This is a genomic window from uncultured Candidatus Kuenenia sp. (genome assembly GCF_900696675.1).
Classification (GTDB): Bacteria; Planctomycetota; Brocadiia; order Brocadiales; family Brocadiaceae; genus Kuenenia; species Kuenenia stuttgartiensis_A.
The window spans coordinates 1-12797 of sequence record NZ_CAADGZ010000101.1; the positions used below are offsets into that span (position 1 = coordinate 1).

Annotated in this window: 13 protein-coding genes; 8 read left to right on the top strand and 5 right to left on the bottom strand. The window is 41.0% G+C overall.

All coding sequences use genetic code 11. The features are described from left to right. Nucleotides 1-371: 371 nt before the first annotated feature. The 4 genes from QZT26_RS13090 to QZT26_RS13105 form a co-directional block, all read right to left on the bottom strand. The gene (locus tag QZT26_RS13090; protein WP_230405773.1) at nt 372-851 is read right to left on the bottom strand and encodes a TlpA disulfide reductase family protein; all 480 of its coding nucleotides are present in this window, start codon (nt 849-851) and stop codon (nt 372-374) included. Nucleotides 852-894: 43 nt separating this feature from the next. Further along, nucleotides 895-1347 (bottom strand): ribose 5-phosphate isomerase B, encoded by a 453-nt coding sequence (gene rpiB, locus QZT26_RS13095; RefSeq protein ID WP_164994927.1) that lies wholly within the window; start codon nt 1345-1347, stop codon nt 895-897. 152 nt (nt 1348-1499) lie between these two features. Continuing rightward, nucleotides 1500-2066, bottom strand: coding sequence for a YqgE/AlgH family protein (locus QZT26_RS13100; RefSeq protein ID WP_099323558.1), 567 nt, complete (start codon nt 2064-2066; stop codon nt 1500-1502). Between the two features lie 866 nt (nt 2067-2932). Further along, nucleotides 2933-3772, bottom strand: a complete 840-nt coding sequence (locus tag QZT26_RS13105) for an alpha/beta hydrolase (protein ID WP_295102703.1) — start codon at nt 3770-3772, stop codon at nt 2933-2935. Between the two features lie 330 nt (nt 3773-4102). Here QZT26_RS13105 and hemW point away from each other — a divergent pair, with 330 nt between their 5' ends. From hemW to QZT26_RS13130, 5 genes are all read left to right on the top strand, one after another. Further along, a complete protein-coding gene (gene hemW, locus QZT26_RS13110) occupies nt 4103-5299 on the top strand; it encodes a radical SAM family heme chaperone HemW (protein ID WP_295102706.1) in 1197 nt (398 codons plus the stop codon). Between the two features lie 25 nt (nt 5300-5324). Next, nucleotides 5325-5882, top strand: coding sequence for an elongation factor P (efp, locus tag QZT26_RS13115; protein ID WP_295102708.1), 558 nt, complete (start codon nt 5325-5327; stop codon nt 5880-5882). Nucleotides 5883-6252: 370 nt separating this feature from the next. Continuing rightward, nucleotides 6253-7236, top strand: coding sequence for a polyprenyl synthetase family protein (locus QZT26_RS13120; protein ID WP_295102710.1), 984 nt, complete (start codon nt 6253-6255; stop codon nt 7234-7236). Nucleotides 7237-7292: 56 nt separating this feature from the next. Continuing rightward, complete coding sequence (locus tag QZT26_RS13125; protein ID WP_295102712.1) at nt 7293-8402, top strand: glycoside hydrolase family 99-like domain-containing protein; 1110 nt, start codon at nt 7293-7295, stop codon at nt 8400-8402. After that, entirely contained in the window at nt 8392-9315 is a 924-nt protein-coding gene (locus tag QZT26_RS13130; RefSeq protein WP_295102714.1) for a radical SAM/SPASM domain-containing protein, read from the top strand. Before QZT26_RS13125 ends, QZT26_RS13130 begins: the two co-directional genes overlap by 11 nt. Nucleotides 9316-9440: 125 nt before the next feature. Here QZT26_RS13130 and QZT26_RS13135 read toward each other — a convergent pair whose 3' ends face one another. Continuing rightward, nucleotides 9441-9983: an O-acetyl-ADP-ribose deacetylase gene (locus QZT26_RS13135; RefSeq protein WP_295102717.1), complete on the bottom strand. Its 543-nt coding sequence runs from the start codon at nt 9981-9983 to the stop codon at nt 9441-9443. A 145-nt stretch (nt 9984-10128) separates the two neighbouring features. Between QZT26_RS13135 and QZT26_RS13140 the strand changes: the two genes are divergently transcribed. From QZT26_RS13140 to QZT26_RS13150, 3 genes are all read left to right on the top strand, one after another. Continuing rightward, nucleotides 10129-10767 (top strand): nitroreductase family protein, encoded by a 639-nt coding sequence (locus QZT26_RS13140; RefSeq protein ID WP_295102720.1) that lies wholly within the window; start codon nt 10129-10131, stop codon nt 10765-10767. Between the two features lie 172 nt (nt 10768-10939). Further along, nucleotides 10940-12361: a DUF4139 domain-containing protein gene (locus QZT26_RS13145; protein WP_295102722.1), complete on the top strand. Its 1422-nt coding sequence runs from the start codon at nt 10940-10942 to the stop codon at nt 12359-12361. A 142-nt stretch (nt 12362-12503) separates the two neighbouring features. Next, nucleotides 12504-12797: hypothetical protein (locus tag QZT26_RS13150; protein ID WP_295102725.1), on the top strand; the 294-nt coding region annotated here is incomplete at its 3' end.

The following is a 12797-nucleotide window of genomic DNA, read 5'->3' on the forward strand; positions in this document are numbered from 1 at the left end:
AGCCTTTTAAAGCATTTGTATCAACGGCTAAACTTTTCCAATCGTTTGGGAAGAAAGTTCTTAGAAGATCCCAATCTTCTCTCATCATGGCTTTATCCTCCTATAGAGTGATTAGCGGGATAATTAATATAAAAATACCATGATGAATAAAATTTGTCAATAAAACAAGTTAGCGCTTATGCCCCCTGCACCCCCGCCAGCGGGGGACATAGTTTGAACAACAGGAGCATTCCCGATTTTTGGTTAACTAATTGTACAAGGAACAGCCCCTTGGGCATTTACAACGCCAACAATATCAATCCCATTATATGCGAAGAACCCTTTTACATCGTCTCCAGCAATTTCATATTTAAAATCTCTGCAGATCAGATTTATTCCAATATTTCATTAATCTCTTTTTCAAAATCCTGTTCCGATACATAGCCGATGTGTTTGTTAACTTCTTTTCCGTTCGTATCGTATATAATTGTTGTTGGAAATCCCAGTAAGCTGAATCCTGAGGTAATATCCTCCCCCGCAAGATAATTTGTATACGTTACGTTCCATTTTCTTAAAAATGGCGGTACTACCTGCTCACCGTTTTCATCGAAAGCAATCCCAATAATTTCTACCTTGCCATTGTATTTTTTTTGTAAACTGCTAAATCCTGGCAATTCTTTTCTGCAGTATGGACACCATGTTGTCCACATATTTACCAGAACCACCTTCCCTTTATTGTCAGAAATAATATTTTCCAAATCATCAAGATTAATGCGGCTAATTTCATTGGCATAGGTTGTTTCACAGCATAAAAACAACATCATTATAAATAATACATTGCGGCATGCACGTTTAAATACGTTATTATTCACCGTCCCCCCTTTCATAGAAGCATAAACAATACAATTTAGTTAATTAGCCTTTGTAACGTTTTTCAATAAATTGAATTTTCCCTACTCTTCTCTTGTGACGTTCTTCTCCGTTAAATGTGGCGCCTAAGAATGACTGGACGAGTTCAATGGCTAGTTTTAATCCTACTATACATGCGCCAAGCACAAGTATGTTCATATCATCATGTTCCACGCCCTGGTGAGCAGAATAGGTATCGTGGCAAAGCCCGGCACGAATACCAGGAATCTTGTTTGCCGCAACAGAAGCTCCAACACCACTACAGCAAATCAAAATACCCCTATCGGCGCTCCCATCTAGTAATTTTCTGCCAACCGCTTCTGCATAATCAGGATAATCTACCGGTTCTGTACTGTATGTGCCTACATCAATTAACTGGTACTCCGGTTTATCAAAATGTGCTATAAATGATTTCTTTAACCATAAACCGGCATGGTCGGATCCAATGGCAATTTTCATTTTATCGTCACACAAATAAGGTTTTCAAAAGATGAATAATAAGGATTTATACATTTTAAATAAAAATTCGTTGCAAGGTGGCACGGTCAAACAAGTTTGTCCGTGCCAATCCGCCCTAATTGAACGTTTAGGAATTTCAATATTAATGTTTTTTAGTTCAGTATTGGTTCCGCATTATCATAGGGAAATTCAGGGTCAATACTGCTGATTGAACGTAAGATGTTCCACCATATATTATCCGGGCTAGGATAGAATACCATTTTTTCAGTTGCGGTACCCACCGTCCAGCACTTCGTCTCAATTTCAGATTCAAGCTGTCCGCCCGACCAGCAGGCACAACCAAGATAAAGACGAAAAATATTATCCGATACATTTTTACGAGACATAAACGCATTGAAACATCCTTGATTTGAACCTAAATAAACCCCTTCACATATTTTCACACAATTATGTGTTTCATTTTTAAAGTTGCCGTGAAGATAGAACATATTGTTTGTATCGACAGGGCCTCCAAAAAATATTTCTTTATCCTTTGTCTTGGTATTGGCAGAAGAAACAAATATTTCCTGTCCTTTTTTCCCTAATGTTTTGTTTAATATTAAACCCAATGTCCCTCTTTTGCTATGTTCGCATATTAGCACTACTGTCTGCATAAAATTCGGATCGGTGCCCTGCGGATTAGCAATAAGTATTGATCCCTTGCCAACATCTATTTCCATTATCCATAACTCCTATTCATTCTTATAAATCAATATCTGAATTTCTGCAATCTTGTATTACCTGGCAACCTGAAAACTACTGACAGCGCAAAAATAGAATAAAACTGACAAATAGACTAATCATTCTATGGTATGTTTTAGAGAAATACAAAGTATTTATCTATATTCATTCACGGTTTATTTGTAGTTTAATTATAAGATTCAGCGCAACAGTTTAGTTTTAAAAATTCCATGAATTGCCGCTGCTGAACTATCCCAAATTGTAGGGTCGAAGCATTTGCCTCCTTTGGGTTTGAACGCATTTATGACAATTTACGGCAAATGCCTCGACCCTACACTGCGATTATTGGAATTTTTCAAAGAACTAAAGTGTAACCCCCGAATTAATTTTTAGCCAGATACCTTTTTTTTAAAAAAGCAAACGGGTGCATTCCCGATTGTTTGTAAGCGTTCATGGAGTCGGGGCAAAACAACCCTGACAGGGTTTGAAACCCTGTCAGGGTTAACACTACTGCAACGTTTCATTGAAACATGGCGGAAATCACAAAAAATCGGGAATACACTCTATCTGTTAAGCAAACTGTTACGATTCATCTAAAAAAGCGTAACACTTTAGTTCTTTGAAAAAAAACGCTCGTTCCAAAGCTCCGGCTTGGGAACGGGATTGTTTGAGAAGCTCCAGCTTCGAATGAAAAAGAGAATGGGCCCATGTCCGCTTATACTTTTCAGTATGTTATCAAGATATTCGGCGTCCTATTTTGAGCCGAATAATGCTTGCTGAGTGGAAGCGAGAGCTTCCAATACCATTGCGTTCCCAAGCCGGAGCTTTGGAACGAGCATTTTTGTTTTTTCAAAAAACTAAAGTGTTACAAAAAAGCCGATACCACCCGATTGAATTCTTCCGGACGTTCTCTCGTCAACCAGTGCCCGCATTTATGGATAACATGCAGCCGTGCGTTTTTAATTAATGAGGCCGCCTGTTGTGCATAGTACAAAGGAACAAGGGAATCATATTCTCCGTGAAGCAATAATGTCCTTGTCTGTAATTCATGAAAACGTTGTGCGTAACACGTTCGCATGCCATTCCATAATACCTCATTCCTTAGCCATGAAAAGAATGCCTTTTCAATGCATGAACGTTGTGCGACCGTATATATTTCATGCACCAGTTCTTCAGAAATCAACCGGCGGTCATGGAATGTTTTTTGTAAACAACCTCTGATAACAAAATGGCTTCTCCTCATGCATTCACAGATAATTTTGCTAAAAAACGGCATATGTAATAATAAATACGATAACGTATGATAAGGAGCCTTGTGTTGTAATCCATAACTGCCAGCCAAAACAATACTACTTACGCGTTCAGGGAAAATAAGGGTATATCCCAGCGCTGCAGCACCTCCCATTGAAAGGCCAATGAGGCTCGCCTTTTGTAGTTGCCATGCGTCCATCAAGCGGCTAAGGCAATCTATTAACAGGTCATTGGTATAATTGCCCGTAAAGGCGGAGCTCTGCCCGTATGATGGCCAGTCGGGCGCAAATACTTTATATTTTTGCGATAAATGGGAAATAATATATTTCCACGAAAGCATGGCGGAATTTGTACCCCCTCCATGAAGAAGTATAACATTTCTGTCCCCTTCGCCGGCTACGAAGTAATGTATTGTTGCGGAGCCAACCTTTATCCAGTTCTCTCTCATAGACATATAAAATATACAGCGCAGCAAAGCTGCAACCAAAATGTAGAGACGCACGGCCGTGCGTCTCTACTTTAGCCACGAAGAACACAAGGCACGAAGAAAAACTTACAAAAAAAGAGGTTTTTACAGGGTAATTCTATAGTATCTGAAAAATTGCACAAATATAACTAAATTCTGCAGTAGGATACAGATTTACTTAGAAAAGGGAACCACAGATTACACAGATTACAAGGATAAAAAAATTCGTAGTGATACGGGGCGCCGTGTCTATACATTGTGTTGCGTGCGGAGAGAAAGAAATTCCCTTGAATGCATTGTAAATAAAGGTAAAATGAGATGGAAAAATATTTTATTGAAGAAAAACACACGAATTCCCTTAATCAACCATTCCTAATGCACAGAATAAGAAAGCCGTTATTGCCCCTTTACCTTCACATCCCCTTTTGTTCTAAAAAGTGTGATTATTGCGATTTTAACTCTATTGTATCAGAAGCAGATATAATCGACCGTTATATAAATGCCCTTGAAAAGGAGTTAAATGCCTTTGCGGAGAGATATGCCTGCGATACCGTGTACGTTGGCGGAGGAACACCCACAATATTAAATGAAAACCAGATAAAGACCCTACTTCATAGTATCAGGAGATGTCCTGAAAATGCCGATGCGCTGGAATACACGGTGGAGGCAAATCCTGGCACTCTGACGAGAGGCAAAGTAAGGTTGTTGAAGGAATACGGCGTCAATCGCATAAGCGTGGGGGTGCAATCATTTCAGGATAGGTATTTAAACTTTCTTGGCAGAATACACACAAGTGCAGTTGCAGTTCAAAGCATAGAGTTGATTATCTCCGAGGGGTTTAAAAATGTCAATATTGACTTAATCTTTGGATATCCGGGGCAGACATTGGATGAATGGATACGGGATTTACGAATGGCTGTGGAATTGCAACCGGAGCATATATCAACGTATGCCCTTACCTATGAGGGAGAGACTCCGTTAGCAAAAAAGGCAGTAAATGGCGCTATTAGTAAATTAGATGAAGAGATTGAATTAAAAATGTATAAAACGGCTATACGTTTTTTGCATGAAAATAACTATTGTCATTATGAAATATCAAATTTTGCCAGGCCTGGTTACGAATGTGTCCACAACATAAATTACTGGAATAATAAGCGGTATATAGGCATTGGCGCCGGCGCATGTTCCTTTCTTGATGGTGAAAGAACTATGAACGAAAGGAATGTGCTGCAATACATAAAGGCAATAGAGGACAACACAGAGGTAAAGGTGTTTCGTGAATCTTTGCCGCAGCGCAAATATGCATCTGAAACTATTGTGATGGCCTTGCGTATGCTTCGTGGTATTTCCGGAACTGAATTTTATGACCGTTTTGGTTATAAAATCGAGGATCAATTTGGAACACAGATGAAAGATTTGCAATGCCTTGGATTGGTGAATTACGATGATAAAAGGCTGAAACTGACGGAAAAAGGCTTATTTGTGGCTGACAGTGTTATGTCGGAATTTTTATAACGGTTGTTTTTTAGGAGTAACAAAATTGATTAGTGCTACTGAAATGAAGAAGGGTGGAGTGATAAAACTCGATAATGATCTGTATGTGGTGGTAGAATCTCAGCACGTAACCCCTGGCAATTGGCGTGGTATGGTACAGGCCAAATTGAGGAATTTAAAACAGGGAAATATTGTTCAGAAGCGCTTCCGGTCAACTGATAAGGTTGAAGATATCTTTCTCGAATACCGCACTATGGAGTATTTGTATAAGGAAGGCGATAGCCACTGCTTCATGGATACGGAAAATTATGAACAAGTAATGTTGCCTAAAGAAGCGGTGGAAGATGCAATTCCTTACATGAAACTGAATACACAGGCAAGAATAGCTTTTTATGAAAATAAGGCGCTGTCGGTAGAGCTTCCTACTTCCGTTGTGTTGGAAATAGTTGAGACAGATCCCGGGATGAAAGGAGATACCGTCGTGAATGTTTATAAACCTGCTACCCTGGAAACAGGACTCATCATAAAAGTGCCGCTCTTTATAAATACCGGAGAAAAGGTAAAAGTAGATACAAGGACCGGTGAATTCCTGGGCAGGGAATAGTTACCGTCATTATTTAAATGTTTAGTACCTTATCAGTAATTTCTTTGCTTTTTTGGACAAAATATTTAATGGTGAAATCCGATAACTGTGAAATCAGAAATACGAAGTACGAAATACGAAACAAATTCTAATAACAAAATGATTTGAAATTCTAAAAAAGTGCATCTTTCGGATTTCGTGCTTCATATTGTTGCCTGCCTGTACGTGATCGCGCGCAGACAGGGATGTTTTGTATTTGTTTTGAATGTTATGATTTGTTATTAGAATTTGTTTCGTATTTCGTGTTTTTAATATCTTATTTGGTTCTGGCTATGCCAGCTAAGGCAGCCAGATTTAAATATACGGAGTTCTGAAAGAGAATGAGGAGAAAATGGGCATAGAAGATTCTATAAGGACGTATGGCGCAAAGATTGATGATATGCTCAGGGAACTGATTCCCGTAAACGAAAAAAACTATCTCAGCGAGCCTATATGGTATCACATGAACACAAAAGGCAAACGGGTACGCCCGGCAATATGTCTTATCACGTGTGAAGCATTGGGCGGCAATCCTGAGAATGCGTTAAGCTTTGCCCTTGCGATAGAAGTGTTGCATAACATGTTTCTTATGCATGATGATATTGAGGATGGCGATACCGTAAGGCGGGACCAACCCACCGTATGGGTAAAATATGGAACGGCAAATGCAATAAACGCCGGCGATTATCTTCTTGCATGCGCCTATAAAAGCACGCTTGCAAGTCCCGTTGCTCCGGAAAAACGCTTAAAATTATTAGAGGCATTGACGTTGACCTATGGGAAAACGGTGGAAGGTCAGGCCCTTGATATTAACGCACGCGCCGCAGAAAGTTTTACTGTGGATGCATATATGAAAATGGTGGAACTTAAGACGGGTTATTATCTTGCCTGCGGAATGGTGGGCGGCGCTATTGTTGCCGGTGCCTCAAACGAAGTGGTCGAAAAGATATGGATGCTTGGCAAAAACATGGGGCCTGCATTCCAGATACGGGACGATCTTATTGACCTGACGCATGGAAAAGGACGTGGAGGGGTTATCGGTTCTGATATAAAAGAGGGGAAAGCCAGTTTCCTCTATTCATATGTTTTACAAATTGCTTCCGGGGAACAAAAGAAAAAACTGCGCGAAATTATGTTAAAACCACGGGAAGAAACAACTGTTGATGATATAGAATGGGTGCTTGATGTGTATAGAAGATATGATGCGATGAAATATGCCCAGGATTATGCGGAAAATCTGGTGCAACAAGCATACAAAACAATTAATGAGATACCCGTTGACGATAAAACAATATTCAAAGAAATAGCATCTTTTATGGCACAGCGCATGTCGTAATATCCACCGGGGAAAAGAGTTTTCCGCGAAGAATGGTAAAGAGGGGCGGCAGTAACTTGAATAATTTAATCAACCGGCTTGCTATCGGTGCATATGTGTATCCCGGCTGGCATGCGTGCCCTGAACGTGACCGTAATTTCCCTCCTGGCTGGTGCGAGTGGAATCTTGTACTGAACGCGCCTCCCCGTTTTGCAGAACACAATCAACCTCGTATCCCGTTGTATGGGCCATACGACGATTCACTCCCTTCCTCCTCACAAAAACAGGTCTGTCTTGCCCGTGAATACGGGATCGATTTTTTTATCCACGGATTTTTCTGGTCAAGAGGAAAACGGGTATTGGGCGCGGCGCTTGATAACGGTTTTCTCGGCAAAGGCGGGGGCGGCGATTTCCCGTTCTCACTTATGTGGGCGAATCGAATGCCACGTGGTGTTTTGCCTGTCAGGCATGATCAAGGACCGGAAATAGATCCAGGTAGATTGGTATATACCGACCCCGATGATTTTATGGAATTGATTCAATATCTTGAAGAAAGATATTTTTCAAGGACGAACTATTTTCTCATTGATAATATGCCGTTGTTTTCCATTTTCGACAGCGCCTTTTTTTTACGGCAACTGGGAGTTGACCTTGCCTGCAAAGCTATAAAACGGGCGAAAGAGTATCTTGTGAGAAAAGGATACCGTGGACTACACATCATGGCAATCAATCCGCCGGCGACAATGATCATGGAATTTAAAAAAGCAGGCTTTGACAGTTTAAGCCACTACGTGTGGCTGCCTGAGTGGAAAGGAGGGTATCTGCAGGATTATGGCGAACTGACCGATATCCGAAGCTGTGAATGGAACTATTTTGCCGAAAGATCAAACCTTGCCTATTATCCTTCCGTGTCTCCCGGCTGGGATGCTTCGCCACGCGGAGAATTACACGGAAACCAAAAACCCTTCCGCTATCCATGGTGGCCAATTGTGGTGAATGAACATCCGGGACTATTTTCAGGATTTCTCAGGAAAGCAATACATTATACAATGAGAAACAACACTACTCCGCTTTGTTTTATAGCGTCATGGAATGAGTGGAGTGAAGGGCATTATCTGGAACCTGACGTCCGTTTTGGCGCAGCATGGCTTGAAGCGGTGAGAAAGGAAAAACACAATGCCATCTGAATGGGCCTTCGTGTCTGTTGACATGGAAATTGCGATTATCTGTGGCGCTGAATGCCTTCTCTGTCCGCGCGACTCAATAACACGGCGAACAGGCATGATGAGTGAAGAAACATTTAAAGCGATAAGCAAAAAACTCATCAGGGAAGGAAGCCTCATAACGTTTTCCGGCATGGGAGACCCATTATCGCATCCGATGGTATTTGAATGGATACGGGAACTACGCGGTAGTGGGGGCGATGTTGGCATTGTTGTTAATCCGGCATCGTTAGGGGATACTATTTCTCCTGCGCTTGTTCAGGCAAGGCCAAATGTCATCACACTCTCTTTTCCCAGTTTGAGAAAAGATGTTTTTGAAATATTGTGCCCGGGAACGCCTTATGATCAGGCGATAGAGCGGGCTATGGAGTTGATAAATCTATCTGCAGGAAATGTCGGACTCCGAATCACGGGGATACTTACAGAAATGAATCAGGATGAGCATGAAGCGTATGAGCGCTTCTGGAGGGACATGGGTATTCCTTCATCCATGGTTGCCTGCCATGGCCGCGGCGGCAATGTAAGGGCGCCAGGCGTATATGAGCGGCGTGACTATGGAACTAAAACGCGGAATTGCGGGCTTTTCAGGTATCATACGTTTATTACGTGGGAAGGAAATGTACTTGCATGCTGCCATGATCTTTCCGGCGCCGCTTTGTTGGGGAATCTCGTTGACAGCGATATTTGCGAAATCGCTGCCCGCAAAAGAAAAATGTTGAACGATGGAATATCCTTTACTGTGTGTATGCAATGCGATGAACCATTAAGAAATTTAAATCCGCCTATTGAGGATATGCCTCCACAAAATAGAAAAGAGCGAAGGACGTTTTTCCGGAAAATGAAATTAAAAAACAGGCAACAATTTCAAAACTCCTAAGCTGGCATAGCCAGAACCAAAAAAGCACGAAATACGAAAATCGTCATAAGCTTATAATAGACCAATTTCACCATTAAATATTTTGCCAAAAAGCACGCACTGACGAATGGAAGTGTGCAAAGAAATTACTGCTCTGAGATACATTCGTTCATTGCTTTTTCATAGGCTTTGTATGCATCATTGTTAAAAAGCACAAATCGCACCAGACGAATGCCTGAATGATTTTTTAAATACCCGATTACCGTTTTCAATGCGATTTTCGAGGCTTTATCAATGGGATATCCGTATGCGCCGGTACTTATTGAAGGGAATGAAACGCTTTTGACGGCATGATCAGAGGTGGCTTTCAGACTATTTCGATATGCGTTTTCAAGCAGCACCTGTTCATTTTTCTCCCCTCCCCGGTAAACGGGGCCGACTGTATGAATAACATATCGCGCTTTTAAATTTCCACCGGCAGTCACCCTTGCCTCTCCGGTTGGACACCCCCCGATTTTTTTGCATTCTTCCAGTATTTTGGGTCCGCCCACCCTATGTATTGCGCCATCGACCCCGCCACCGCCTAAAAGCGTAGTATTTGCCGCATTTACAATTGCATCAGTATCCTGCAGTGTAATATCGCCTATGGTAAGTTCAAGAGTAGAATCATTAATAATAATTTTTGACATAATATGATGCCTTAAAAAAAGTACAAAAAAAATAGAATCACCACGGAGTAAGCAGTTGACAGAGATGCTGATAACGCCGTATAGTGTGGAAATTATTGCAGAGTGTACACTATTTTGAAAGAAATAACAAATCGGGGATTTTAGCATGGATGTAAGAAAAGCTATTCAAAAACGCCGCAGTATAAGAAAGTTCAAACCGGATCAGGTCCCGGATGAATTGATACTACAACTATTGGAAAGCGCCAGGCTTGCGCCTTCTGGTTCAAACACGCAACCGTGGAGGTTTATCATTGTTAGAGATAGTGAGACAATTAAAAAATTGCAGACTGCTGCATACAACCAACGTCATGTTGGCCAGGCGCCGGTTATTATAGCGTGCTGCGCTGATAGAAAGGCTTTTGGAGAATTTCCCCAGAGGATAGATGAGCTGATTGAAGCAGGCGCTTTACCTGCAAAATCGCGGGAAGTATTTGTCCCGTCGTTAAAAAAAGGGGGGTTGGATCCAGATATAAAGTGGCACCTGTTAATAGCCGCAACGGGAAATACCGATATCGCAATTGAGCACATGGTTTTGCAGGCGGTTGAGTTGGGGTTGGGTACCTGCTGGGTGAGATGGTTTGAAGATAACAAGGTGAAAGAGATTTTAGAAATACCACAAACCATTGAAATTATTGCATTACTTCCCATCGGTTATCCTGATGAGACACCCCCTCAACGGCCAAGATTCAGTCTGGATAAAATTACTTATTATGAAAAGTATGGCTTGGGAAAAGGGCGCCAGTAAATAACCTTGACAACGACATATGAACAACTCACGACTAAAATGAAGTGGAAGTATCCCTGTGGTAACGAAAGAGATAGCAAAAAGCTAAAGTATTACGATTTTCCAAAAAACCAGATTATTACACTATTGTTTATCATTATCCCATTAACCCTTTTTTAGCAGGTGATTTTGTATGAAGATCAATATGATTATTTTGTCTTTTATAACAATGTTTATTACACAAACAGCATCATCCGCCGGCAACCAGACGACAAACAGCGCTCTCAATGATCAGGTTTCGGTAGAGGTTGTCGTCTATAATAACAACATGGGTTTCATAAGAGACACGAGAAATATCACCCTTCCTGTGGGTGAAGGGGAGTTATATGTGAGTGATATTGCGTCACAGATTATTCCTCAAACAGTCTCTGTTGCTTCTTTGACTGAACCTGACAAATTTTCTTTACTGGAACAATCGTTTGAATATGATCTTATAAATACAAATAAACTGCTTGATAAATATGTGGGGAAAACAATTAAACTTCAGATATGGAATAAATACAATGACAGAAAGGATACAATCGCGGCTACGCTGCTGAATAATACCGATGGCCAGATTTTCGAAATAGACAATGAACTATACTTAGAGCATCCGGGGATAAAAATCCTGCCGGAGTTGCCGGACAAACTGTTTACGGTACCTACACTCACGTGGCTTTATAAAAATACATCGGAAAAACCCCACACACTGGAGATTTCTTATCTGACGAATAATATGAACTGGCATGCGGATTACCTTATGACCATCAACGAAGAGGAGACAGCCGCGCAATTATCCGGATGGGCAACAATAAACAATCAGAGTGGTGTACTGTATAAGAATGCCAGGTTTTCACTTGTGGCGGGAGATGTTCATCGTTTACCGGATGTTCAAAGAAAACGCGCCTTTGCAATGGCAGAGATGCAGATGGCGGTATCCCAGCAATTCGAAGAAAAGGGGTTTTTCGAATATCACACCTATAGTTTACAACGAAGTACTACCATCGGAAATAATCAAACAAAGCAAATTCGTTTATTTGATGCATCGAATGTAACGATTCGGAAGGAATTCCTTGTACACGGAAACATGTATTCATATACAAGACCTTTTAGGGATGAAAAACAAAAACAAGACGTAAATGTCCTTTTAAACTTTAAAAATACGAAGGAAAGTAATCTAGGTATGCCTATCCCCGGCGGCGTTATTAGATTCTTTAAACAAGACAAAGACGGCGCCATTCAGTTTATCGGCGAAGACCAAATAAATCATACACCGGTACATGAAGAAATAAAGGCAAACATTGGAAAAGCATTTGACGTAACCGTTGAACGAATACAGACAGATTATAAACAGATCACCACAAAAATCCACGAAACAGAGTGGGAAATTTCGATAAGAAATCATAAAGAAGAAGATATAGTAGTTGGTATTGTTGAGACGTTGCCAGGAAACTGGAGTATTATAAGCAATAGTCATCCGTATAAGAAAACAGACGCATTTACCATACGCTTTGATATTGAAGCACCCAAAGGCAAAGAAGTGAAGGTTTCATACCGCATAAAGGTGGGATTGTAATGTAACGTGAAAAGGATTACGGTTGCAGCGGAATGATGACCGGCCCGAAAATAAGACTACAAAAAATAGCTCAAGCACTGGTACTGCAATATAATATAGCTATAAAACCATTTTCATCGTTTCTGGGTGTTGCAAATGCAACATGATGACTGATGACTTATTTTGTCATTATAAGTGGAAGCGGATTATAAATACGATGCTCTATCCATCATACCAAAATCACATGCTTGTCATTACAAGGGCATCCGCTTGTCGTTGCAAGGGTATACGCTTTGTCATTGCAAGGGTCTCTCAGCTTGTAATTGCGAGGGTCTCCGCTTGTAATTGCGAGGGTCTCTCAGCTTGTCATTGCGGGGGTATCCGCTTTGTCATTGCAAGGGTCTCCGCTTGTAATTGCGAAGGTATCCGCTTTGTAATTGCGAGGGTCTCTCAGCTT

What these genes read in the sequence shown, in the direction of transcription:
- QZT26_RS13120 (WP_295102710.1), top strand. Translation starts at nt 6,253, where the DNA reads ATGGGCATAGAAGATTCTATAAGGACGTATGGCGCAAAGATTGATGAT.
- QZT26_RS13105 (WP_295102703.1), bottom strand. Translation starts at nt 3,772, where the DNA reads ATGTCTATGAGAGAGAACTGGATAAAGGTTGGCTCCGCAACAATACAT.
- hemW (WP_295102706.1), top strand. Translation starts at nt 4,103, where the DNA reads ATGGAAAAATATTTTATTGAAGAAAAACACACGAATTCCCTTAATCAA.
- QZT26_RS13100 (WP_099323558.1), bottom strand. Translation starts at nt 2,066, where the DNA reads ATGGAAATAGATGTTGGCAAGGGATCAATACTTATTGCTAATCCGCAG.
- QZT26_RS13135 (WP_295102717.1), bottom strand. Translation starts at nt 9,983, where the DNA reads ATGTCAAAAATTATTATTAATGATTCTACTCTTGAACTTACCATAGGC.
- rpiB (WP_164994927.1), bottom strand. Translation starts at nt 1,347, where the DNA reads ATGAAAATTGCCATTGGATCCGACCATGCCGGTTTATGGTTAAAGAAA.
- QZT26_RS13130 (WP_295102714.1), top strand. Translation starts at nt 8,392, where the DNA reads ATGCCATCTGAATGGGCCTTCGTGTCTGTTGACATGGAAATTGCGATT.
- QZT26_RS13140 (WP_295102720.1), top strand. Translation starts at nt 10,129, where the DNA reads ATGGATGTAAGAAAAGCTATTCAAAAACGCCGCAGTATAAGAAAGTTC.
- QZT26_RS13145 (WP_295102722.1), top strand. Translation starts at nt 10,940, where the DNA reads ATGAAGATCAATATGATTATTTTGTCTTTTATAACAATGTTTATTACA.